We start from the raw sequence: 22,583 nt of genomic DNA on the forward strand, positions 1-22,583 counted from the left end.
TCCTCTCTTCGATCATTTTCCTCACCAAGTATACTAAAAAAACCTTTATGCACTCAATACATAAAGGTTAGACTTCTGTTATTTTACCATTTCTTTTGTCATTGAACCGCAAGCGATGCGTTTCCCTGAGTTTCCAGAAGGGTTACTTAAATAATCATCTGCTTCTGCATGAATGATAAAGCTTCGCCCATTTTGATCGATTAATTGATTTGGGCCTCCCTTTAACGTCACATCTGGTACGTTCACGACAACATCGATTTGTCCATCTGCCCCTACCTCTAAATTAGGCATATCTCCAGCATGGTGCCCTTTTGGATTGTCAAAACCATGTTCTCTATGGGTTGGATTAAAGTGAGCTCCGGCCGTTTCAAAATCTGGCGTTTCACATATTCCTGTTTCATGAATATGAAAACCGTGAGGACCTGGCGGCAGCCCTTTCGCCTTCACATGCAAATCCAGCCCATTTTCTGAGGATTCTCTGATTTCAATGCTTCCTATTTTTTGCCCGCTTTCGTTTATGAGTGACGTCGTGACTGGTGATTGTTTAGGTGCGGCAACTTCGCTTGTTTCTTCTGTCATTTCTTTTTTCGGCGGTGCATGACATGCTGACGCAGTAAAGACCAAACATATCATGATCATCCACACTGACTTTTTCATTTATGACTGCCCCCTTTTGTTATCAGTATGGACAATCACAGCAGCGGGCAAACAAAAAAAGCCGAAAATCGGCTTTTTTTAGAAGAAACGTTTTGCACCTAAGTAGGCTTTTTTCCAATATGGGTTGCTTAGGTTCGAGATCCCTACTCCATTGTCACTTGCATGAAGGAAATCTCCCCCGCCAAGGTATAGTCCCATATGAGAAGGGCCCGCTTTATACGTTGTAAAATAAACAAAATCTCCAACTTGTGGTGTGCTAACAGAAGTCATCATATTCCAGTAGCCTGCTGTGCTTAGTCTGGATACAGATGAAACTTTGTTAATGAGATAGTAAACAAAGCCGCTGCAGTCAAATCCTGCTGGAGTATTACCACCCCATCTGTAAGGAACGCCTGTCAGCTTTTTCCCCTCTTGGATCATTGTCGTGATCTTTGCGTTCATTGGTACATCGTTTTTGTTATTGTTGACCGGAGTTGTTGAACCGTTAGACGTAGATCCGTTCGATCCAGTTGAGCCGGAAACTGCACCATTAATTTTTAATACTTGTCCAATTCTAAGCACATCACTTTTCAAGCTGTTGGCTGTGCGGATGGATTGAACCTGTACTTTGAATTGATTCGCAATTTTCCATAACGAATCGCCTGATTTTACAGTATAAGATGTTGTTTTCCCGCTAGAAGACTGGTTACTGTTTGAATTGCTTGGTTTAGTAGGTTTTGACTGACTTGGTTTTGATGCAGCCGTCCCTTTGACTTTCAATACTTGATTCGGATAAATCATATCAGATTTTAATCCGTTCAATGTTTTGATTTCACCAATCGACATATTTAGCGAATTCGCAATTTTCCAAAGAGAATCCCCTAATTTAACCTTGTATGTACTTGAAGACGATGAACTATTTGAGTTCGTTGTCTTATTGCTTGAGCTGGAGTTTGAAGATGAGTTTGAATTTGATGACTGGCTTCCGCTCGTCTTCGTGCTGCCAGATACCTTTAGCTTTTGACCAGGACGAATCAAGTCGCTGTTTAAGCTGTTTAGGCTTTTTAAGCTCGCAACTGACATTTTATGATTTTTTGCAATCAGCCATAAAGAATCTCCAAGCTTTACAGTGTAGCTGGAAGTCGTTGAAGCACTTGATTTCTTCGTTGCTTTTGATCCTGTTGATGAACTGGATTTCTTGCTTTTTTCGCCAGGAATTTTCAAGCTTTGTCCTGCGAAAATCATTGTCGTTTTTAATTGATTAAGAGATTGAAGCTCCGAAATACTTGTATTGTACTGTTCGGCAATCTTCCAAAGTGAGTCACCGCTTTTCACCTTGATCGTCTGTGCTTCTGCCGGTGCAGCAAACACAGCTGAGCCAGCGATCGCTGAAACTGTGAGGCCGGTTACTACTTTTTTCTTCATAAAGAAATCTCCGCCTTTCGTATTTTGGTTCATTAAGACTTATGTACTAGTTTCGAGTTTAGCATTTAATGGTTCTGCTTCTCTTGCACTATTTTATCTTTATTTCTATTATATTACTCGACATGAAGACGTTGGGCAATAACAAATAGGCTAAAGCAGCCAACTCAAAATGCTAAAAAACAAAGCCATATCGTTTCTATCGGCTGTTTGTTTTATTTATAAACATTTTTTAAGGAATTTTTAAGTTGACGTTTAGAAATTTGTCAAAACAAGCACGCTGCTAGTTTCATAGTTCTATTCTACATGACAAATTTTTCTGTATCAAATGACTTTTTGCTTAATTGGCTATTTTTTCTCCACAAATAAAAAAGCATCCTTCCGAATGAAGAATGCAGCGTTCGTTTTTATTTTCTTATTTCCGGATCTTTTACGGTAAGCGGATAAAGCACGCCTTCTTTCGCAAACGACATTTTTCCCGTTTCTTCTGATACGACAAGAACAAGTGCATCGGTCATACCAGAGAGTCCGATCGCTGCCCTGTGCCTTGTGCCGAGCGACGGGCTCACTTTTTTTGATGTAAGCGGCAGCACGTTTGCAGCAGAAACAAGTGTATTTTCTTTGACTAAAAGAGCCCCATCATGAAGTGGATTTCCCGGGTAAAAAATGCTTTCTATTAAGGAAGCACTAATTTTCGCATGAAGATTTGTCCCTTTTTGAATAAAATCCTCAACCTCATCCCTTCTTTGGATCACAATGAGTGCGCCATGCTTTTGTTTTGATAAATGCTCAATGGCTAAAGAAAATTGAGCAAATCCTGGTGTGAATTCTTCCATATACGCTTGTAAATAAAACGACGAAGCCTCTGCATGCATTTCATTAAACTGATCATGCAATGATTCGAGATCACAAAGTAAGCACTGCTCTGTTTCATCAAGAGAATCAATGATGTCACTTGCATCCTTCATAATGTTCATCAAGTGTGTTCTCATTCCTGCTTTAAATATGACTTCTTCGTTCGTCCGGTGGATCATCTGACCTTTTCCCTCCTTCTTTCGCTTGTTGTTATAAAATAGCAAATTGTGCACATTCTATTTGTATGGAGGTGAGCTTAATATGACCATTCAGAAAATCATCCAATATGCTTGCAGCATTTTAGGTGTTGTCAGTCTTTCTTTTATTTATGCCCAAATGTTTAAAAAAACGAAGCCATCTAAGAAAAATAATCCGACGGAGAATTGATTTTTTTACATAGCATGATATAATTCCTCTCGTTATTTCTGTTCAGAGAGGAACTTATGATGAGAGAAACGAATAGCATTCGAGCAAAGCTGACACTATTTTTAACCATTTTGATTCCGATTTTAATCACCCAAGCAGGTCTTTCACTTATTACCTTTTTAGATACGGTGATGTCTGGAAAAGTAAGTGCAGAAGACCTTGCGGGGGTTGCGATCGGTTCTAGTATTTGGACACCTGTTTATACAGGGCTTGCCGGTATTTTGATGGCTGTTACTCCGATTGTGGCTCAGCTGATGGGGGCTGGGCATAAAGAAGATGTTCCCCGGGCTGTCTTTCAGGCGATTTATTTATCCTTTCTTTTAAGTATCGCTGTGATTGTCATTGGTACGATCAGCGTTCCTTACATACTCGGAGGACTTGGACTCGAGCAATCTGTAGAGGATATTGCCCGGCATTTTCTCAGCTTTCTTGCGTTTGGCATCATCCCGCTGTTTGGTTATTCGGTACTAAGGTCATTTATTGATGCATTAGGGAAAACACGAGTGACGATGTTCATCACGCTCACAGCACTTCCTATTAACTTTGTTTTAAATTACGTATTGATTTTTGGGAATTTTGGCTTTCCAAAGCTTGGTGGTGCGGGTGCCGGCCTTGCATCTGCAATGACGTATTGGGCGATTTTCATCATGAGTATTTGTATTGTCATTAAAGCAGAGCCATTCGCCTCATTTCGTTTGTTTCAAAAACTACCTCGAATGAATATCTCCCGTGTAGGGCAAATACTGAAAATTGGCCTTCCTATCGGGTTTGCGATCTTTTTTGAAACGAGTATCTTTGCAGCAGTGACGCTTTTAATGGGTCACTTTGATACCATTACAATCGCCAGTCACCAAGCATCGATGAACTTTGCTTCTATTCTTTATATTTTACCGCTTAGTATCTCAATGGCGTTAACGATCGTTGTTGGGTTTGAAGCGGGGGCTAAGAGATATAAAGACGCGCAAAGCTACAGCTATATCGGCATTGGTACGGCGGTATTATTCTCATTATGTACGGCCGCACTTATTTTGTTATTCAGACCTGAGATCGCTGGTTTATATACAGCTGAATCTGCTGTTTTACAAATGACACAGCACTTTTTGATTTACGCGATCTTCTTCCAGCTGTCAGATGCGATTGCTGCACCCATTCAAGGGGCTCTGCGCGGCTATAAAGACGTGAATTATACGCTGATTGCTGCTTTTGTTTCTTACTGGGTCATCGGTCTTCCTGCCGGTTACCTCATTGGCACATATACCTCCTTTGGTGCGTTTGGTTATTGGATTGGGCTGATTGCCGGGCTTGCCGCAGGTGCCATCGTCCTCTTTATCCGTCTCAGATTGATTCAAAAACGTCAACTTCGATATGTATCGAACCACTAAATACAACAAAAAAGCAGCTGATCTATGTCAGCTGCTTTTGCGTTTAATCATTCCATTGGTACGTCCAGAAAATTTCTTCATCAAACCATTTTTGGACGACTGGTTCTTTGTTTTTCAGTTTTTGTTCCAGTTCTCTCAGCATGCCTTCTGTTTGCGTTCTATGCGCTCTCAGTGCATTTAATTTGATATCTGCAACATCTGTAATATCAATGACAATATCCGCATTTCCAAGCACTTCTTCTCTATTTTTCGTAATGGCCATGCAGTATGTGACAGGCCGGTCTTCTTTTTTCTTGCGGTATAGAGCACGAATGACAGCTTCGCCTGTGGCATCATGATCAGGGTGTACACCGTGTCCTGGATAAAACGTCACAATGAGCGTCGGTTTGACTTCATCAATGATGGATTCCATCACATCTGCCAAATACTCGTCGTCTTCAAATTCCAATGTTTTATCACGCAAGCCAAGCATACGTAAGTCTGTGATATCCATTTCTTTGCAGGCATTGATTAATTCCTGTTTTCTTAATTCCGGAAGTGTTTCACGGTTAGCATATGTTGGGCTTCCCATATTTCTGCCCATTTCCCCAAGTGTCCCGCATGCATATGTGACGGGAATTCCGCGTTTTCTGCTTTGTGCAATGAGACCTGCAACCCCAAAGGATTCATCATCGGGGTGAGGCAGCATCACTAGTACATGTTCGTTCATGACTCGTCACCCTTTCTTCTACACCTGAAATGGTGTTTCACTAATTTGTAATGAGATCGCTAGTTTCCCGTCAGGCAAGTGCCCAGCTAAAAGCAGGCGGCCTTGGTCATCAAACACATAATCGGTTAATCCTTCTGCGTAAATCCAGCCGTCTTCTGTTTTCATTCCAACACGGTATGGACCTTGTCCTTTTATTTTCGCCTGTGAATAGACGACTTTCGCGTTGCGGATATACGCCACAACCGTCATATTTTGTTCGTTTACATGAGCTGAATAAGAACCAGTTGTCGTTTCAAGATGAACGAAGACTGGACGATTTAAAAACGATTCAAGATGTGCTGTGACATCTTCCGTTTGAATTGGTTTCATGAGTGGTTCCTTCCTTCATTTTGAATTAATTCTCGCAGCTTTTTTGTATGTAAGCTGATCAGCTGCAGCTGATGATCATGCTTAAGCTCACTTTCTAAAATTCTCTCCACAGCAAGCACATACTTTTGGTGTAATGATTTCCTCGCCCTCGGATGAGTTCGTGCATCAAGTAAATCATCACATATGGCCTCGTGTAAAGAAGACATATCATCAACATCAAGCTGACGATTTTTCCATAAAGATTGATAGGCGGCTGCAAGCTCATGAGCTGACGACATATGATCACCTCTACAGTTTTGGTAACAACTTATTATGACATGATCCGCCTGCAAAAAAAAGCAAACTGCTCGTTTGGCTTAATGAGAATTCGCTGTTTTCTTCATGCGTAATTGAGAGGTGGTAAACAGTAAAATCGCCACCCAAATACAAAGAAACGTCACAATTTTAGCTGCGGATAAGTGTTCGTGATAGACAAACAGCCCTAAAAACAGCGTAATTGTCGGTGCAATGTATTGCAAAATGCCCACTTGATAAAGAGGAATTCTTTTTGCGCCTTCTGAAAATAAAAGAAGCGGCACGGCTGTAAAAACACCTGCAAAAAATAAGAGACCGAGGGACCCGAAGCTGTTAGGATTCATAGTCACAACAGGTTCTTTTAAGAAAAATAATAAGTACACTAGTGCAGCCGGTGCGAGAAGCAGCGTTTCAATCGTCAAACCAATCGCGCTCGTGAAGCTCATCCTTTTTTTAATCAGACCATAAAAACCGAAGCTAAAGGCTAATAAGAAAGCAACGACAGGAAATGACCCGTATTGAACTGTTGAAAGGATTACCCCAAATGCGGCAATGAGGATGGCAATGGTTTGTAATTTATTAAGTCGTTCTTTTAAGAAAATAATCCCTAATAGAACGGATACAAGCGGATTAATATAGTACCCTAAACTTGCTTCTAGCATAAGACCATGATTGACTGCCCAAATATATACATACCAGTTGACCGAAATTAAAATAGCAGATAAAAGTAATGAAAAAAATGCTTTACCATCCAGTATGAGACCCTTTACTGTCTGCATCGCTGGGCGGACTTGTTTTAAATACAAAAGAATACCGCACATAAACACAAATGACCATACAATTCTGTGCGCTAAAATTTCGCCTGACGAAATATGCTCCATCAGCTTCCAATATAACGGGAATAAACCCCAGAGTGTAAAAGATGCTGCCGTGTAGAGAACACCTTTTGAATGCTGTTCGTTCAATGTAACCATCCCTTTCTAAAATCTAACGTATATTATAGCACGCACGCTGGCGAATGGGCATATACTAATTCAGGGCATTTAGAAAGGATGATTCGCATGTTCGACTGGAACCGATTATTCCCTTTTCAAAAGCAGTTCTCAAAAGAAGCCTTAAAGAATTCAGATCCTAAAGACGTTGAGCAGTATGTCAATCAAGTCATGGAAAGTGTATTCGGCTCCAATTATCCTGCTCAGTTCCCATTTCAGGACCCCCTATCTCAAAATCAAAAAACGAGAGAAACTGACGTTCAAAAAGAAAAAGAGCCAGAAGTCGAAGTGTTCGAGACGACTGATCATGTGTTTGTCAAAATTGAACTTGCTCGTCCAAACACAGAAAAAGTCAAAATCAAACATACAGCCAATCTGCTGTTTATTGATCATTTTCCTGAAGAAGGGGCGCAGAAAAAAGTCGTCCTCCCTGCTGCTGTGAAGCGAAAAGGAACGAAGGCGTCGTATCAAGACGGTATATTGGAAATTATGTTTTTAAAGCATGATGATCCAGGAATTTCTGAAATTGATATTCCATTATAAAAAGCCTGCTTTGGAATGGAAGCAGGCTTACTCTTTTTTCTTAATAATATGGTGGATATCCGCCGCCATAAGGTGGTGGAGCAGGCGGTGGTGGCGGGGGGTAATATGGACGGGGATAATTAAAAATCGCACTTCCTAGAAATCCGCCAAGCAGTCCGCCGACCAAAGGAGCGCCAAAACCAAAAAACAAAGGGACTCTGGATTCATATGGCGGAATGCCAGGGGCGCCGCCTCGAAAATACGGAGTATGAGGGTACATGCATTTCTCCTCCTTTGTCATGTGCCTAACATCAGCATATTCATCAAGAGTCAAAATGTTTGGGCAAACCTGAAACTAGGCTTGCTCCTTTTTGCCGTGAGAGTCTGTATACTCCCCTGCCCACCGAGATACCTCATGAAACACATCATGTAACGCATTCCCTTTTTCAGTTAAGCTGTAAATGACTTTGACAGGCGTCTCGGGCAGGACAGTCCGCTCTATAATTCCTTCTTGCTCGAGCTCTTTTAAACGCTCTGCAAGCATTTTTTGACTGATAGATGGAATCGTGTCTGTGAGGTCTTTAAAACGCTTTGGACCATCAAGCAATACATGTATAATAAGCCCATTCCACCTTTTGCCTAGGAGTAAAAAAGCTTGCTGAATGTGTGGACATAATTGGAATTCCATAAATTTCAGCCTTTCTTTTCATGATTGTTTGACAAACTAACGGTGTACAATTTAAAATATCTCTAGTTACAATAAGTAAGTTTCTCACTTTTTAGTTATTGTACCATACTATTTGCAAAAACGGGAGGAAATATCCATATGGCGACCGATCAAAAAACGATTGACATCTTAAAACAAAGAGCTTCAGTAAAAGAGTATGATACTACTCATGAAATGACAAAAGAAGAGTTAACAGAGCTTCTTGAAATCACAACAAAAGCACCATCTGCTTGGAACCTTCAACATTGGCACTTCACTGTTTTCCATAGTGCTGAAGCAAAAGCGAAGTTACTTCCAATCGCGTACAACCAAAAGCAAATATCACAAGCATCAGCTGTTATTGCAGTTCTAGGTGACCTTGAAGCTAACCAAAATGGCGAAAAAATCTACAGTGAGCTGGCTGAACAAGGCTTTATTACTGAAGACATTAAAGAAACATTGATGACTCAAATCAATGGCGCATATCAAAGTGAGCAATATGCACGAGAAGCAGCGTATTCAAATGCTTCATTAGCTGCTATGCAATTAATGATTGCGGCAAAAGCAATGGGCTATGATACGTGTGCAATGGGTGGCTTCAGTAAAGAAGCATACATCAAAGAATTCAATGTAAGCGGCCGCTACGACCCAGTGATGCTGATTTCTGTTGGTAAAGCAGCAAAAGAAGCTCATAAAAGCAATCGTTTCAACATCGAAGAAGTATCTGATTTCCTTTAAAAATTGGCATGGTCTCAGCTTTTATGCTGGGGCTTTTTTATTTGCTTCAAATATTATTTTTACATACTTTCTTTCCCCTTCTCCCTCTTTACATCTTCACTCTTTCTCCTTTTTAAGAATGAAAGCGTTATATTAGTATGATATTCACCAAAATGATTGTTTTTTCTGAAAATGGTCTTGTGATCTAATCTGACAACTGCTATTATTATGAAATTACAAAATATTCAGGAGGAAATCATGAACAAAAAATTGATGCTGGCACTACTTATCGCGATTCCATTCATTGGACAACTCGCATTGCTGCCATTTGCGAACCGCATTCATCCATTTGTCATCGGCCTGCCCTTTTTCCACTTCTGGCTCTTACTATGGATTGTACTCACACCAATTTGCACATTTATCATTTATAAGATGCAACATTCAAATGGAGGAACTGACTAATGCAAGGAAATTTAACAGCTTTATTGATTACTGCAAGTATTATTTTCATCGTCGTGGTCATCGGTTTTGCCGCTGGTCGTGACAAATCATCAAGACAGTCAGTAGAAGAATGGTCTGTCGGCGGGAGAAAATTTGGCGGACTGCTTGTCTGGTTCCTCGTTGGCGCAGACTTATATACAGCTTATACCTTTTTAGGGCTTACAAGTACAGCTTATACAGCTGGAAGTGTCGCTTTTTTCGCTATTCCGTATTCAGTCCTAGCTTATTTTATTGCTTATTTCTTTTTACCGAAACTATGGACGGTAGCGAAAAGTCACAACCTTACAACACTTGCCGATTATGCACGTGAGCGGTTTGACAGCAAGCTGTTATCTAGTTTGATTGCGATTGTTGGGGTACTTATGCTGATTCCTTATATTTGTCTTCAGTTGAGCGGGATTCAAGATACATTAACTGTCGCTGGAACGAATTATATTAATGTCAATGCAGTTGTTATCATTTCATTTATTTTAGTCGCACTTTATACATTTTTCAGTGGTATTAAAGGTCCTACATATACAGCCATTATTAAGGATATTCTCGTTTGGGTGATCATGCTGTTTATGGTGGTTTCACTGCCAATTATTCATTTTAACGGCTGGACACCGATGATGAACACGTTAGCCAAAGAAGCGCCTCAGCTTCTCACGATCCCTGAAGGCGGTCCTAAGGGCATTTTATGGTTCATTACTGCTTCAGGCGTTTCTGCCCTTGCTTTGTTTATGTGGGCACATGCGGCAACTGGGGTTTTTACAGCCAAAAGTGCAGATGCCATCCGTAAAAACAGCATGTTTTTGCCTCTTTATAATATTGTATTGATTTTGGTCATCTTCCTTGGATTTATTGCCTTTTTAGTCTTACCAGAAGATACAAATCCAAGATTTGCTCTTCTTCATTTAATTCAAACATCATATGGCGGCGTGATGCAGGGGCTCGCTTATTCAACGATTGCACTGGCTTCCCTCATTCCATGCTCCATCATGGCTATTGGCGCATCGAATTTATTTGCCAATAATTTATACCGTGACTTAATTCATCCGAATGTGTCACCTAAAAGATTGACCATCATTACACGTTCGATGGTGTTTATCGTTATCGGGCTCGCTCTTTTATTCGGGATGCTGTTCCCAACTGCACTTGTCACACTTCAGCTCATTGGTGTTTCAGGAATGGTTCAAATCTTCCCAGCTATTGCCATCAGCTTGTTCTGGAAAAAACAATCGAGAGAAGCAACGATTGCTGGGTTAGTCATTGGAATCATCGTCACCTTTACAGCGAATATCTCACAAGTCACGTTCGGTCTTTATGAAGGTTTTCTTGGTTTACTAGCAAACGTCGTAGTCATCTTGATTTTAAATCCATTCTTCCAAAAGAAGGTCACATCCAATTCTGTCATGAATGAACTATTTGAAAAGGATGATGAAAAAACAGAAGCGATTACAAGATAAGAAAAAGCAGTCCCCTGATGAGGACTGCTTTCATCTTGTAGACAAAGTCTACAAGATTTTTTGTTTAACACAATTCCAATGTACATGCTGGAGTTTTATTTTTTTACGGCATGAATGTAATGAATGGTCTCAAAAGCTGATAGGTAATCTTCTCTATTGTTAAAATACAGTTTATTAATTTTTTCAGGTGATAAATGTTCATAAATGAGTAAATCTGATTTCTCTAACACCTTTTCGATTTCAAAGTACGAAAAACATGATTTCATCGGTTCTCCGCCTATTGAAGCCATTTTCACCATATTTTCAACTCTATTAGAGGTTCCTTTTTCTTCGAATAGTTTTTCATCTGCATAATCAAAAACGATTGAACTCCCTGATGGAACCTTGGTGAATAAATAATCTATTAAGCTTGAAACTTCCTCTTTCGTTAAATAGTAAGAAACACCCAGAAGACTAAAGAACGTCTTTTTGTTATCAAATCCTTGACCTATTAGGTTTTGATAGGACAAATTTTTGGTGAAGTCCATAGAAACAAAATGAAGATTACTTGGGATTTTTAAGTTAGCCTCGTCCAATCTTTGCTTTTTAAATTCCTGTGTAGTGGGATGATCAATTTCAAATATTTCTAAGCTATTTTCCAATTCTGAATGTCGGAAGCTAAAAGTATCTAATCCAGCGCCAAGTATGACATATTGTCTTAATCCTAACGCTACCTCTTGAAGCAATACTTTTTCGCAATACGCAGCACGTGATAAGGTTATTGGAGACAGCTGGACTTGTGTAATCCATTTTAATATTTCTTCTGTATTTCCTTCGAATTTTTGTGCGATATCTTTGTTGAAGAAATGTATGCCTTGAACCATATTTTCTTTGATGTCATTGAATTCTTTTTCAGAAATTAATTCTTTAGCTATATAATCATTAAAGATTTTAGGCGTATCAAATTGACTATGATAGGATCTAGCAAAAGCTGATATTAACGAAGTGACACTGGACTCATCTTTCTTCATACAAACACACTCCTTTATTTTAGAACAAAAAAATAGGATTCTCCTGGCCAGAAGAATCCTATTATATATTCTAAAAATAAGAAAGTAAATTATAGCATAATCACATTTTTTTGTCAAGTTTAAAACAGTCTTTTTCCATACAAATAGTAACACCTAACAGCGTTACATGGATCAAAAAAGAAAGTATACTTACTTTCATTGCCATGAATTTTAAAAGGAAGCAAACTAGACATGGAAAGACCCGTGTTCAGCTTAAAACTCTATATGTTTTTATCAAAAAACCCCACTTCACTTAAAATAAAGGTGGGGTTTTTCTACAATCTTAAAGCAGTCCCCTGATGAGGACTGCTTTTTCTTTATTTCATTTCTTTTTTCAAGACTTCAATGGCTTTTTTCATTTGTGTATCGTTGTTCTTTAACTTATCTTGGATCTTTGTCATCAGAACGGTCGTTGTATCTCCTGTCAGAATACCGTCTGCCTTTAAATCGTTGTCTGTTTGGAAGCTTTTGACGATAGACTGGAATGCTTGATCGTATTCACCGTTTGCTTTTGCTTTGTAGCCGAGCGCTTGGAACATTTTTTGAGCCGCTTTGACTTCATCTCCATTGTCATTTAGCTCATACGATTTTTTCGGGCTTAAGTACGGCAGCTTTGCATAACTTGGAAGAGCTGCTTTGACCTGTGGTTCGATTCCTTTTTTGTGAATCCAAGAACCGTCTGGAGTCAGCCATTTTGCAATGGTTAACTTGACACTAGAACCGTCATTATAGTTTTGCGCATTTTGAACAGTTCCTTTGCCGAACGTCTTTTCACCCACAATTTGAATGCCTGAAGATTGGTGCAGAGCCGCCGCCATGATTTCAGCAGCGCTGGCTGAGCCGCCATTTACAAGAACAACTGCCGGCTGATGGACTTTGCGTTCTTTTTCAGCCTTGTACACTTGTTTCTTCCCTTTTTCTTCAACCTGCATAATGACTTTCCCTTTATCGATAAAGTCATTGCTCATTTCAATAGCTTCTGTCATAATGCCGCCTGGATTATCTCTTAGGTCAATGACAAAACCTTTTGCCCCTTTTTTCTCGAGGTCATCAATCGCTTTATCCAGCTCTTTCGATGTAGTTTCAGCAAAGGACGTAATCTGGATTTCTCCTATTTTGTCTTTTGTGAGTTTGGCATACACTGTTTCAAGCGGAATCGTGTCTCTTGTGATGGTCACATCTACATTGCCCACTCCTTGACGGTTGAGATGCAGCTGGACATCCGTTCCTTTTTGTCCTCTGATGAGAGAGACTGCTTTATTGACCGACATGCCTTTGGTGCTTTTTCCATCCACTTTTAAAATATGATCATGAGGTTTCAAACCAGCTTTTTCAGCAGGAGAGCCTTTAATCGGCGCGACAATTAAAATTTGTCCATCCTTCTCTTCTACTTGTGCACCAATTCCTTCAAATGATGAAGAAATGGTGTTGTTAAATCCTTCGGCTTCCTCCTGATCCATATATGTAGAGTATGGATCATCAAGTGATGCAATCATTCCTTGGATCGCACCATCTACTAGTTTTTGATCATCCGTTTTTTCGTAATACTCATCCTTTACCTTCGTATACGCAGCCATGAGTTTACTAAACTTCTCGTCTCCAGAGACGCTGACAGCACCTTGTTTTGTGATCACAAATGTAATCGCAGAGGACAGTGCAGCAGTCACCAGAATGGCTACCACGAACTTCATTTGTTTTTTCAAAAAAACACCACCTTTATCTCCTTTCATTATTATCAAGGACGATGCTTCATCCGTCAACCAAAGGATCAACTTCTACTTGAAAAGATAAGCCATTTGCTCCTTTATTGCATAATCTTTAGAGAGGAACAGGATAAGGAAAGAAGGGATGATATGAGTGATTATGTAGAAATGCTTGCCTATTTTGGCGTATCAGGTGCCCATCCTGGCGGAATTGAGTTAACAAAAACGATGATTGAGCATATAAAACTGCCGCCTCATGCACGTATACTGGATGCCGGATGCGGTACAGGACAGACGGCCGCCTACTTAGGAAATATAGGTTATCAGGTGGAGGCCATTGATACGCATCCATTGATGATTGAAAAGGCGAACCTGCGATTCAAGCGGGAAGAACTGCCAACCCGCGCCTTAGAGGCATCCATTGAGCAGCTGCCCTTTCCAGATCAAGCGTTCTCTCTACTCATCAGTGAATCTGTTTTAAGCTTTACCAAGCTGCCTGTCGCACTTGCTGAGATCAAACGGGTCCTTGCTCCTGGCAGTCAATTGATTGCAAATGAAGCTGTGTTAAAAGCCCCTCTTACACGTGAAGAGATGGCCGTTGTTCGAGATTTTTACGGCTTTCACTCGCTCTTGTCGCTTGAAGAATGGAAGGAGCAGTTAACAGCAGCAGGCTTCCGTGACATTCAGATTCTCTCATTCGATGAACATATGGTGCAGGAGGAACCAACAGAAATGGAATTATCTGAACACATACCGCCTTCTCTTTACGAGACGCTGCAAACACACTACGATCTCATTCAAGCACACCGCAAGCAGCTAAGTCACATTCTATTTGAATGCACTGTATAAAATGAGCGAATCCCCTATATGTTTTGTCCAAACTCTATGAGGTCTCTCGCATAGGATAAGAGTGAAAAGAGTTTGTCATAAGGAGGAAAAACATGGAGCGCTACTACAAGCTTTGTCAGCAGCACATGGGGAAAGTCGCTAGAATCACTGATCGTAATGGCAGAGTACATGTCGGACGCATTGAGCGTGTGACAAACCGCAAAGTTTATATTCGTCCAGTCGGCGGGTCTCGCGGGGGCTTTGGCTTTGGCTATTGGGGCGGATATTATGGCTGGGGTGCAGCGTATGGCATCGGCCTCGGGTTCATTACCGGCTTCGCACTAGCAGGATTGTTCTTTTTTTAAAAGAAGAATAAGAGAAGGCCTCCCGAATAGCTGGGAGGCCTTTTACTTGTTTAGATTTTCTTTACTTTGTTCATGTATTCTTCAAATGTTAAATCGTGATCATGCATCGCTTTAGCAGCTTCTTTTCCCACATAGCGCAAATGCCACGGCTCATATTCATATTTCGTAATGTCTTCTTTTCCTTTTGGATAACGGATGATAAAGCCATATTTATAGGCGTTTTTAGCCACCCATTTGCCATCTGGTGTTTCACCAAACTTTTCAGAGATCTCAAAGCCGGCACTTTTTGAGGAAATGTCCATGGCAAGACCTGTTTGATGTTCACTTTCGCCTGGTAAAGCGACTGCTTCTTGTGCTTTTTCTTTGCCTTTTAATTTGACCTCACTATCAAAAATGACTTTTTGACGGTCATAGGAGCGATAGCCAGATACTGCAGCAAGCTCGAAGTTTTCCTTTTTTGCACCTTTGAATAACTTCTCAAGCGCTTCCGCTGCTTCTTTGCGAATATATCGCTTTTCAATATCTTCCGAAAAAGAGAATTCTACTTTTGGCACAACGAGATCAGAAGGTTTATAGGTTCCTGGTAATGCATATTCTTTGTTAACAAGTGCTAGCACATTTTCAGGATTTTGAATGGTTTTCAGACCGCTCACAACCTTGATGTCATTGAAATATTCACTCTTTAACGTCAGCTCTTGATTCGATGAATCTGCCGTATCGTTTGAGTTGTGCTGGGGAGATGAACTTGCTGCGTTTTTTTGTTCGTTTGTTTTGTTTGATTCAGATGTACCGCTTTTTTGATCCAGCAACTGGCAGCCTGATAGTGCGGCTGTCAAACCAAGAATCGATGCGATTGAGAGTATTTTGTAGCTTTTCTTCATGACATACCTTCCTTTTGCTCTTCTAAAAAAATAAAGATGCGCTACATAGTAGCACACCCTTTATACTATTATAAAACGGAGTCTAGCGCAATTAAGATCATTTCATCAAACGTTGTTTGACGCTCTTCAGCCGTTGTTTCTTCTCCTGTTAGAACATGATCACTCACTGTCAAAATGGATAACGCTTTTCGATCAAATTTTGCTGCAAGAGAATAAAGAGCGGTTGTCTCCATTTCGATCGCTAGGATACCATATTGAGCCATGAGCTCAAGTGGTTTTTCATTATAAAATTGGTCTGCTGTAAATACATTTCCGACACGTACAGCGACATTTTTTGCTTCCGCTGTGTCATATGCTTTCTTAAGCAGGCCAAAATCGGCGCATGGCGCATAATCAATCGGCCCAAATGCCACACGGTTCATTTGTGAATCTGTTGATGATGTCTGCGCTAAAATGACGTCACGTACATTGACATCCCTTTTTATAGCTCCGCAAGATCCAACGCGGATTAAGTTTTGAACATCATAGCTTTGAATGAGTTCATTCACATAAATCGAAATAGATGGTACGCCCATCCCAGTGCCCTGTACAGAAACACGTTTTCCTTTATAGGTTCCAGTATAGCCATACATTCCGCGCACTTCGTTATAGCACTCAACATCTTCTAAATATGTATCTGCAATATATTTCGCACGAAGCGGATCGCCTGGCAGCAATACCGTTTCTGCAATTTGTCCTTTTTCTGCTCCAATATGTACACTCATTTTTTAGCCTCCACTTACGTTTACTATGTATTTTATCCTATTTATTATAAACGATAGAGCTTAAAAAAGAAAATACCAGCTGGACCTCAAGCTGGCATCATTCATCATCTATTTAGCCTATCGTCATTAGTCGTTCACTGCGTTTCCATCCTGCCGGAGAGAGCTGATAATAGCACTTCCCCTTTTTCCTATCATCAATCACAACAATATCGCCAGTTGTGATAAACCGCGCATTGTAATCATTAGGGACTGTATCATGTACATTAAATGTCGAGAATGCTTTTTCCAGTACATCAAGGTGTGTTCTGCCGCCAATCTTTGTCCGGTACACAGGCTGATGCCCACTTGCAGCGCCATATTCAGGTGTTTGATAAATGGTTAAGTGAAATGCTGAAGGTTTCTTTTGAAAAAATCTCAACGTCAATTGCATTCAAATCCCTCCCCTTTTATATAAAATTGGCTGGGATCTGTCAATTTCCTTCTTCTATTTTTGTCGAATGACAGGCAATCTTTCGTCAATCTTTTTACAAATGAGAAATAAAGCGAGCCCTATCGCAAAGCCTCCAGCGACATCTGTCAAATAATGCACGCCAATATACATCCGGCTGATGCCAATGACTAGGACACCCAGCCCTGTGAGCAAATAGACGATTTTCTGTCTTTCTTTCAGCCATGGAATCATCTCAACTAATAGATAAGCCATAAAAGGATAGATGGTGGCTGCATTCATCGAATGTCCACTCGGAAAGCTGTAATACGTTTCACTTACAAGGTGATCAAAGGCCGGACGCTCTCTAGCAAACAGCCCCTTTAATTCATGATTGATTGTTTTTTCTGTGAGATATAATAGAAAAAGCATCATGATAGAGTAGTAGCGCTTATACATAAACAATACCACACTAAAAATGAGCATGATTGGAACGAGCAGCGCGCTGATGCCAAGGTCCGTCAAAGCCAGCATGACATCATTTAAAAAAGGGAGTCTGATGCTTTCAAACCATAAGATGATCTGGTTGTCCAAATCTTGAAAAGCCCCAGATACCATGAGCGCAGCAATGGCGCCAAATAAAATGAAAAGAAATAGGATGTACACGCGAAGGATTCCCCTCCCTCTCTCTTCAGAATCTCTTCAAATTATAGTGCCTACCACGCCTCTTCTTCAACTATCATTGCTTTTTTCAGCATATATTCAAATGTAATGTCAGCCAGCTCAAATGTTTCAAGCTCAGCAGGTATGTACCCTCTTTTGATCAGCTCCATGTAGAAGAACTCCGCAATTTCCTCTGTATCAATCACCAAATCTGCTTCTTTCATTGCATTCCGCCTCCTTTTTTATGATGTATGAACGCCGGCTGTTTTTTATTACAGTTTGTCATAATGGCTCATTCCATACATATAAATGCAGTAAACAAAAAGAAAAGGGGCTTGAAAGAATGAAATGGTTAAGCATATTAGATGGAGAAACATTTGATCAGGTGATGGGCCGTATCTTGAGGGGATGGTTTTATGTGATTGCATTTTTCTGTGTGCCTTATTTTTTATTCGTGTTAGGACAAGTCTTTCTTTAACCAAAATGTTCGTGTAAACTTTCCAAAATAAAATCCATCATATCCTTATATTCTGGATCTTTGAAAAATTCGTAGAGAATTTTATAATCGTTATAAATATCAAGAAGCTCATCCACTATAGATACAGCGAGAAATTCAAGTGAAGCTTCGCTTTCTTGTTTCTCTTCTAGCTGCAATAGAGCCGTTTGAACCATATCTTCTTCTAACTCTTTTGAGGTTTCTCCGACGTAATGCACAAAAAGAAGCTGATGAACAAACTGATCCATCTCATATTTCCTTAGGACAAGCGTTAAATCCTCCTCTTCTGTTTCCAGCCACTCTCCGTCTTTCAGCCTCGTAAGTTCGTAAATGACATCCTCCCAGCCATCTTCAAGGTAGCGCCAAATTTCGGTCCGATGACCGATGATTTTAAATAGCTCTTTTCCGTAATCTTTTACATATACAACATCGCCAATGAGGAACTCATATTCAATGTCCAGCTTTTCTGTATCGACAATCACCCCGCTATACTCATCGTAAAGCTGAAGTGATGTTTCAAAATAAAGCACCTCATTATGATTGACCTCATATAAATAGTGCTGGTCAATTTGATGGACTTTTGTAATCGTTCCGACTGTGCCGTACATGACAACGACGACAATATCCCCTACTTGATATTTTGGTGCTTTCGCCTTCATTCTGTCTCCCCCTTGCCCGACTTTTGGTCTTAACGTATCGTATGCCGGCGCAAGGAATTCTGCATGGGCAACCACACCATGCAAAACGCCATTTTATTTCTTATAAAAAAACCGCTTCTCCCATATGGAACAAGCGGTTGTGTGTTATTTTTTTTTGACTTCTACTTCGTATTGCTCAAACGCTTCGTCAAATGTTGTCATTGAGCTTAGATAATCACCATTTAATTCTAAATAAGCACACAGCTCATGATAATCTGTGGAAGCTTTAGGAAAGCTGTGATCCTCATACGCAGCATTTGCAAAATGGCTGATTTCATCTTTCGGTTTTGGATGTCTGAACTTCATTAAATAATGGTAAAACGACTTCACCTGTTTTTCCCTCCGCGACACACTATTTTGTTGTTATATTATACAGCAATTTGATGACTTGTATAGGCGGAGGTACAACTTATGAAGAAAAATCAAAGTAATTTCGCTTTAATAACCGCTCCATGCTCATTAATTCTTCATAGGAGATTTTTTCTGGAAGTTTTGTCTGGTCCACTAAAATTAATTGATCTTCTATCTCTTTGACCGTCTCATCCTTTTGATAAGTCATACCGCAGTGCTTGCAGGAGATGGACGGCGTTTCGATGATTTCAATTGATTGTGTGCCCGTGATCAGTTCCCAATAGACTGTTGTCTGCTCAGCATTTGCTTTGTTTTCCTCACACCAATCACATGTCAACAAGGCTATTTCTCCTCCTTCACGGTTTGTTCTTTTTTGAGCTGCGCTTGATATTTCTTCTCTTTTAATTCATCTCGTTTTTCACGTTTGTTTTTGAGTGTGTCATGCTCAGGATTTGTTTCATATGCTTCTCTTCGTTTCATCCGGCTTAAATTCTCTGGCGTAAACGATTTCGCTTCATCCTGAAATAGTGCAGTAATACCAATTGCCGGGTCTTGTTTCTCTTCATAAATTTCATTAAAATACGCATCTGCCTGGCCTGCAACGTAATGCTCTGGTTCAGGGTAAGAGGTGATGACACCTTCAAAGTTACGAAGGACGACTTTGTCAGGACTTTGCGATAATAAATAATTTGGCTGCAAGGCGATCTTTCCTCCGCCTCCTGGTGCATCCACAACAAAGCTTGGCACGGCGTAGCCGCTCGTATGTCCTCTTAAGCCTTCGATGATTTCAAGACCTTTTGATACTGGTGTTCTAAAGTGGCCAATCCCCTCAGATAAATCACACTGATAAATATAATAAGGTCTGACCCGTATCATCACGAGATCGTGCATCAGCTTTTTCATAATCGGCACACTGTCGTTAATTCCTGCAAGAATGACGGCCTGATTACCTACAGGCACGCCAGCATTTACAAGACGTTCGCACGCTTCTTTTGCTTCTTTTGTAATTTCAATACTTGTGTTGAAGTGAGTATTCAGCCAAACTGGGTGATATTTTTTCAATATCTCGCACAGCTCATCTGTTATACGCTGCGGAAAGACAACCGGCGCGCGGGTTCCAATCCGAATGATCTCAACGTGCGGAATGTCACGTAAGTTTTTCAAAATGTATTCAAGCACTTGATCATTGATTAACAGCCCATCTCCGCCAGAAATTAACACGTCCCGCACCTCAGGTGTTTCTCTAATATATCCAATGGCAGCATCTAACTGCTTTTTCGGCACACCCATACCAATCTGACCGGAAAAACGTCTTCTCGTACAATAGCGGCAGTACATCGAGCACTGATTTGTCACAAGAAACAGCACGCGATCTGGATACCTGTGTGTGAGCCCCGGGACAGGTGAGTCCTCATCTTCATGCAGCGGGTCTTCCAGATCATATTTTGTTTTATGAAGCTCTTCTGCAATTGGCACAGATTGCATACGTATTGGACATCTTGGATCGTCTGGATTCATCAGTGAGGCATAGTAGGGTGTAATGTTGAGTGGAATGGTTTTGGTGGAAATCTTCACCCCTTCTCGTTCCTCTTCTGTTAAGTTTACGATTTTTTCTAAATCCTCAAGCGTTTTCACGGTATGCGTCAGCTGCCAAATCCAGTCGTTCCACTTTTCCTCAGGTACATCCTTCCATAGCTCAATGTCCTTCCAGTGACGTGCCGGTTCATACAATTTCTGATTCATATCCATTCCCCCTATCAGCATTCACTTTATACTATGCAAGTTATGTGCCAACATGGGAAAATGCCCCTATTCTTTACAAAAGGAGCTTTACCCGTCATATTCAATTGGATGCTGTGCCTAGATTTCGGCATCTGCATATTTCTTCAGTTTATATTGCAGCGTTTGTCGAGGGATTTTTAAGGCGGCGGCGGTTTTTTTAATATTCCCATTATGCTGATGTAAAGCTTCTTGAATCAATGTTTGTTCAAATGAAGACACTTGATTTTTTAAGGAGGGTTCAGATGTTTTCCTTTCCAGCTTTTGCTCACGTAAATGAGCCGGAAGGTATAGAGGGGTGATCTCTTCCGCTTCCTTTGGCATCATCAACACGGCATGCTCTATCGTATGTTTTAATTCTCTAACATTCCCAGGCCAGTGGTGCGCCATAAACAATCGTTCCGTTTCTTCAGAAAGGCGTGTGACGTTTTTTGAAAACTGCTGATGATAGGTTTGAATGAAGTGGCGGGATAGCAGCGTGATATCTTGCTTTCTCTCACGAAGCGGCGGAATATGAAAAGATGACACATGCAGTCTATAAAATAAATCTTCTCTTAAAATTTGCTTTTTCACTGCTTCAAATGGGTCCATATTGAGCGCAGTAATGAGCCGAACATCCACTTGAATGGACTTTGCATCACCGATGCGGCGGACAACGCCATCCTCTAACACACGTAATAATTTCGTCTGAAGCGTGAGCGGCATCGCTTGGAGCTCATCAAGAAAAAGCGTGCCCCCATCAGCTAATTCGAAAAGTCCCTTGCGATCAATTGCGCCCGTATAGCTCCCTTTGACAGATCCAAACAATAGACTTTCAAGTAATGTTTCTGGGAGTGCTGCGCAGTTTTGCGGAATAAACACTTGGTTTTTTCGGTCAGATTCATGGACAATGGCTTGAACAAGCACTTCTTTTCCTGTCCCAGTTTCTCCGTAGACAACAACTGATGACGGATAAGCAGCTGCTTTTTTTGCCCTTTCAAGCATTTCTTTTAAAAGCGGATCATTTGTTAAAAATGAAGCAAAATCATGCATTTGTTCTACCCCAGCCACGTCATATGTTCGCTTTTTTTGATCTAAACGATTGGAAAGGGCTGACAGCTTGGATACATCTTTTGCGACTTCGACCGCACCTATTAACTCGTTATCTTCAATAATAGGCAATGTCGTGTTCACTGTTTCAATTTTTTCTCCGTTTTTATTCAAATAGGTTTGCAGCGAATGATAAATGGGCTTTCCTGTTCTCAACACATGCATAAGCGTACTTGTTTTTTCAGTTAAAGAGGGATACACATCAAGGATGTACTTGCCAATCACCTCTTCTTTTTGTAAACAGTCAAACTTAGCGGCATTATGATTGTAAAAAATCGTCATCCCTTGATCATCTACAACGTGAATGGCTTCATCGATGGCTTCTAAAATTAATTCAAACCAATCTGCTCTTTCGACAACTTTCCCCATTCTTTCCCCCTCACTTTCAGTGCCAAAAAACCGGCATCAATTGCCGAGTTTTCAGCGGCTTGATCATTTCTAAATGGTTCCCTGTCTTTTTCATGTTTCGCTTTTTCCTTTCTACTTCCTGCAAAAATTTTAAAAAGCACCC

General features: G+C 40.5%; 31 protein-coding genes. 9 read left to right on the forward strand and 22 right to left on the reverse strand.

Annotated features, from left to right (window positions below):
• Positions 1 to 78: 78 nt before the first annotated feature.
• The 3 genes from QR42_RS09490 to cdaS form a co-directional block, all read right to left on the reverse strand.
• Complete coding sequence (locus QR42_RS09490) at positions 79 to 657, reverse strand: superoxide dismutase family protein (protein WP_039179302.1); 579 nt, start codon at positions 655 to 657, stop codon at positions 79 to 81.
• 78 nt (positions 658 to 735) lie between these two features.
• Positions 736 to 2,061, reverse strand: coding sequence for a C40 family peptidase (locus QR42_RS09495; protein WP_039179305.1), 1,326 nt, complete (start codon positions 2,059 to 2,061; stop codon positions 736 to 738).
• Positions 2,062 to 2,465: 404 nt separating this feature from the next.
• Positions 2,466 to 3,092, reverse strand: coding sequence for a sporulation-specific diadenylate cyclase CdaS (gene cdaS / locus QR42_RS09500; protein ID WP_039179307.1), 627 nt, complete (start codon positions 3,090 to 3,092; stop codon positions 2,466 to 2,468).
• An 82-nt stretch (positions 3,093 to 3,174) separates the two neighbouring features.
• Between cdaS and QR42_RS19715 the strand changes: the two genes are divergently transcribed.
• Positions 3,175 to 3,300 (forward strand): hypothetical protein, encoded by a 126-nt coding sequence (locus QR42_RS19715; protein WP_008359993.1) that lies wholly within the window; start codon positions 3,175 to 3,177, stop codon positions 3,298 to 3,300.
• A 59-nt stretch (positions 3,301 to 3,359) separates the two neighbouring features.
• On the forward strand, positions 3,360 to 4,721 hold the full coding sequence (locus tag QR42_RS09505; RefSeq protein ID WP_039179309.1) for an MATE family efflux transporter: 1,362 nt from the start codon (positions 3,360 to 3,362) through the stop codon (positions 4,719 to 4,721).
• Positions 4,722 to 4,764: 43 nt separating this feature from the next.
• Here QR42_RS09505 and bshB2 read toward each other — a convergent pair whose 3' ends face one another.
• The 4 genes from bshB2 to rarD form a co-directional block, all read right to left on the reverse strand.
• A complete protein-coding gene (bshB2, locus tag QR42_RS09510; RefSeq protein WP_039179311.1) occupies positions 4,765 to 5,430 on the reverse strand; it encodes a bacillithiol biosynthesis deacetylase BshB2 in 666 nt (221 codons plus the stop codon).
• An 18-nt stretch (positions 5,431 to 5,448) separates the two neighbouring features.
• Entirely contained in the window at positions 5,449 to 5,799 is a 351-nt protein-coding gene (locus QR42_RS09515) for a YojF family protein (protein WP_008359999.1), read from the reverse strand.
• Entirely contained in the window at positions 5,796 to 6,077 is a 282-nt protein-coding gene (locus QR42_RS09520) for a hypothetical protein (RefSeq protein WP_024428326.1), read from the reverse strand. Before QR42_RS09520 ends, QR42_RS09515 begins: the two co-directional genes overlap by 4 nt.
• 78 nt (positions 6,078 to 6,155) lie before the next feature.
• Entirely contained in the window at positions 6,156 to 7,067 is a 912-nt protein-coding gene (rarD, locus tag QR42_RS09525; RefSeq protein WP_039179314.1) for an EamA family transporter RarD, read from the reverse strand.
• Positions 7,068 to 7,154: 87 nt separating this feature from the next.
• On the opposite strand from rarD, the gene QR42_RS09530 reads away from it, so the two are divergent.
• The gene (locus QR42_RS09530) at positions 7,155 to 7,628 is read left to right on the forward strand and encodes an Hsp20/alpha crystallin family protein (RefSeq protein WP_039179316.1); all 474 of its coding nucleotides are present in this window, start codon (positions 7,155 to 7,157) and stop codon (positions 7,626 to 7,628) included.
• 40 nt (positions 7,629 to 7,668) lie between these two features.
• On the opposite strand, the gene QR42_RS09535 is transcribed toward QR42_RS09530, so the two are convergent.
• Together QR42_RS09535 and QR42_RS09540 are read right to left on the reverse strand one after the other, a co-directional pair.
• Positions 7,669 to 7,887, reverse strand: a complete 219-nt coding sequence (locus QR42_RS09535) for a hypothetical protein (RefSeq protein WP_024422697.1) — start codon at positions 7,885 to 7,887, stop codon at positions 7,669 to 7,671.
• Positions 7,888 to 7,962: 75 nt separating this feature from the next.
• The gene (locus QR42_RS09540) at positions 7,963 to 8,295 is read right to left on the reverse strand and encodes a winged helix-turn-helix transcriptional regulator (protein WP_024428324.1); all 333 of its coding nucleotides are present in this window, start codon (positions 8,293 to 8,295) and stop codon (positions 7,963 to 7,965) included.
• A gap of 138 nt (positions 8,296 to 8,433) precedes the next feature.
• Between QR42_RS09540 and QR42_RS09545 the strand changes: the two genes are divergently transcribed.
• From QR42_RS09545 to QR42_RS09555, 3 genes are all read left to right on the forward strand, one after another.
• A complete protein-coding gene (locus QR42_RS09545; RefSeq protein ID WP_039179319.1) occupies positions 8,434 to 9,051 on the forward strand; it encodes a nitroreductase family protein in 618 nt (205 codons plus the stop codon).
• Positions 9,052 to 9,288: 237 nt separating this feature from the next.
• Positions 9,289 to 9,492, forward strand: a complete 204-nt coding sequence (locus QR42_RS09550; RefSeq protein WP_024422700.1) for a DUF3311 domain-containing protein — start codon at positions 9,289 to 9,291, stop codon at positions 9,490 to 9,492.
• Entirely contained in the window at positions 9,492 to 10,979 is a 1,488-nt protein-coding gene (locus QR42_RS09555) for a sodium:solute symporter family protein (RefSeq protein WP_039179321.1), read from the forward strand. Before QR42_RS09550 ends, QR42_RS09555 begins: the two co-directional genes overlap by 1 nt.
• 95 nt (positions 10,980 to 11,074) lie before the next feature.
• On the opposite strand, the gene QR42_RS09560 is transcribed toward QR42_RS09555, so the two are convergent.
• The gene (locus tag QR42_RS09560) at positions 11,075 to 11,989 is read right to left on the reverse strand and encodes a class I SAM-dependent methyltransferase (protein ID WP_039179323.1); all 915 of its coding nucleotides are present in this window, start codon (positions 11,987 to 11,989) and stop codon (positions 11,075 to 11,077) included.
• A gap of 356 nt (positions 11,990 to 12,345) precedes the next feature.
• Complete coding sequence (locus QR42_RS09565) at positions 12,346 to 13,731, reverse strand: S41 family peptidase (protein WP_039179325.1); 1,386 nt, start codon at positions 13,729 to 13,731, stop codon at positions 12,346 to 12,348.
• 150 nt (positions 13,732 to 13,881) lie between these two features.
• On the opposite strand from QR42_RS09565, the gene QR42_RS09570 reads away from it, so the two are divergent.
• Both QR42_RS09570 and QR42_RS09575 read left to right on the forward strand, forming a co-directional pair.
• Complete coding sequence (locus QR42_RS09570; RefSeq protein ID WP_039179329.1) at positions 13,882 to 14,580, forward strand: class I SAM-dependent methyltransferase; 699 nt, start codon at positions 13,882 to 13,884, stop codon at positions 14,578 to 14,580.
• A 92-nt stretch (positions 14,581 to 14,672) separates the two neighbouring features.
• Positions 14,673 to 14,924, forward strand: coding sequence for a hypothetical protein (locus QR42_RS09575; protein WP_024422704.1), 252 nt, complete (start codon positions 14,673 to 14,675; stop codon positions 14,922 to 14,924).
• A 50-nt stretch (positions 14,925 to 14,974) separates the two neighbouring features.
• Here the strand turns inward: QR42_RS09575 and QR42_RS09580 are convergent, their stop codons facing one another.
• The 5 genes from QR42_RS09580 to QR42_RS19005 all read right to left on the reverse strand — a co-directional run bounded on the left by QR42_RS09580 (position 14,975) and on the right by QR42_RS19005 (position 17,883).
• On the reverse strand, positions 14,975 to 15,805 hold the full coding sequence (locus QR42_RS09580) for a M15 family metallopeptidase (protein WP_039179330.1): 831 nt from the start codon (positions 15,803 to 15,805) through the stop codon (positions 14,975 to 14,977).
• Between the two features lie 68 nt (positions 15,806 to 15,873).
• Positions 15,874 to 16,569, reverse strand: coding sequence for a purine-nucleoside phosphorylase (gene deoD / locus QR42_RS09585; RefSeq protein WP_012010274.1), 696 nt, complete (start codon positions 16,567 to 16,569; stop codon positions 15,874 to 15,876).
• Between the two features lie 112 nt (positions 16,570 to 16,681).
• The gene (locus tag QR42_RS09590; RefSeq protein WP_039179333.1) at positions 16,682 to 16,999 is read right to left on the reverse strand and encodes a hypothetical protein; all 318 of its coding nucleotides are present in this window, start codon (positions 16,997 to 16,999) and stop codon (positions 16,682 to 16,684) included.
• 54 nt (positions 17,000 to 17,053) lie between these two features.
• A complete protein-coding gene (locus QR42_RS09595) occupies positions 17,054 to 17,662 on the reverse strand; it encodes a phosphatase PAP2 family protein (protein ID WP_039179335.1) in 609 nt (202 codons plus the stop codon).
• Between the two features lie 50 nt (positions 17,663 to 17,712).
• A complete protein-coding gene (locus tag QR42_RS19005) occupies positions 17,713 to 17,883 on the reverse strand; it encodes a YozD family protein (protein ID WP_064497481.1) in 171 nt (56 codons plus the stop codon).
• A 119-nt stretch (positions 17,884 to 18,002) separates the two neighbouring features.
• Here QR42_RS19005 and QR42_RS19720 point away from each other — a divergent pair, with 119 nt between their 5' ends.
• Positions 18,003 to 18,137, forward strand: a complete 135-nt coding sequence (locus tag QR42_RS19720; RefSeq protein WP_255290989.1) for a hypothetical protein — start codon at positions 18,003 to 18,005, stop codon at positions 18,135 to 18,137.
• Here the strand turns inward: QR42_RS19720 and QR42_RS09600 are convergent.
• The 6 genes from QR42_RS09600 to QR42_RS19335 form a co-directional block, all read right to left on the reverse strand.
• Complete coding sequence (locus QR42_RS09600; protein ID WP_039179337.1) at positions 18,134 to 18,814, reverse strand: hypothetical protein; 681 nt, start codon at positions 18,812 to 18,814, stop codon at positions 18,134 to 18,136. The two genes, QR42_RS19720 and QR42_RS09600, sit on opposite strands and share 4 nt — an antisense overlap.
• A gap of 144 nt (positions 18,815 to 18,958) precedes the next feature.
• A complete protein-coding gene (locus tag QR42_RS09605) occupies positions 18,959 to 19,183 on the reverse strand; it encodes a YozE family protein (RefSeq protein ID WP_024422709.1) in 225 nt (74 codons plus the stop codon).
• 79 nt (positions 19,184 to 19,262) lie between these two features.
• Positions 19,263 to 19,544, reverse strand: coding sequence for a YokU family protein (locus QR42_RS09610; protein WP_039179340.1), 282 nt, complete (start codon positions 19,542 to 19,544; stop codon positions 19,263 to 19,265).
• Positions 19,545 to 19,546: 2 nt separating this feature from the next.
• Positions 19,547 to 20,947: a lysine 2,3-aminomutase gene (gene ablA / locus QR42_RS09615; protein ID WP_039179342.1), complete on the reverse strand. Its 1,401-nt coding sequence runs from the start codon at positions 20,945 to 20,947 to the stop codon at positions 19,547 to 19,549.
• Positions 20,948 to 21,064: 117 nt separating this feature from the next.
• Entirely contained in the window at positions 21,065 to 22,441 is a 1,377-nt protein-coding gene (locus tag QR42_RS09620; RefSeq protein WP_039179345.1) for a sigma-54 interaction domain-containing protein, read from the reverse strand.
• On the reverse strand, positions 22,402 to 22,581 hold the full coding sequence (locus QR42_RS19335; protein ID WP_039179346.1) for a hypothetical protein: 180 nt from the start codon (positions 22,579 to 22,581) through the stop codon (positions 22,402 to 22,404). Before QR42_RS19335 ends, QR42_RS09620 begins: the two co-directional genes overlap by 40 nt.
• Positions 22,582 to 22,583: the final 2 nt, after the last annotated feature.

The sequence above is a fragment of the Bacillus sp. WP8 genome (genome assembly GCF_000800825.1).
In the GTDB taxonomy this organism is placed as follows: domain Bacteria; phylum Bacillota; class Bacilli; order Bacillales; family Bacillaceae; genus Bacillus; species Bacillus safensis.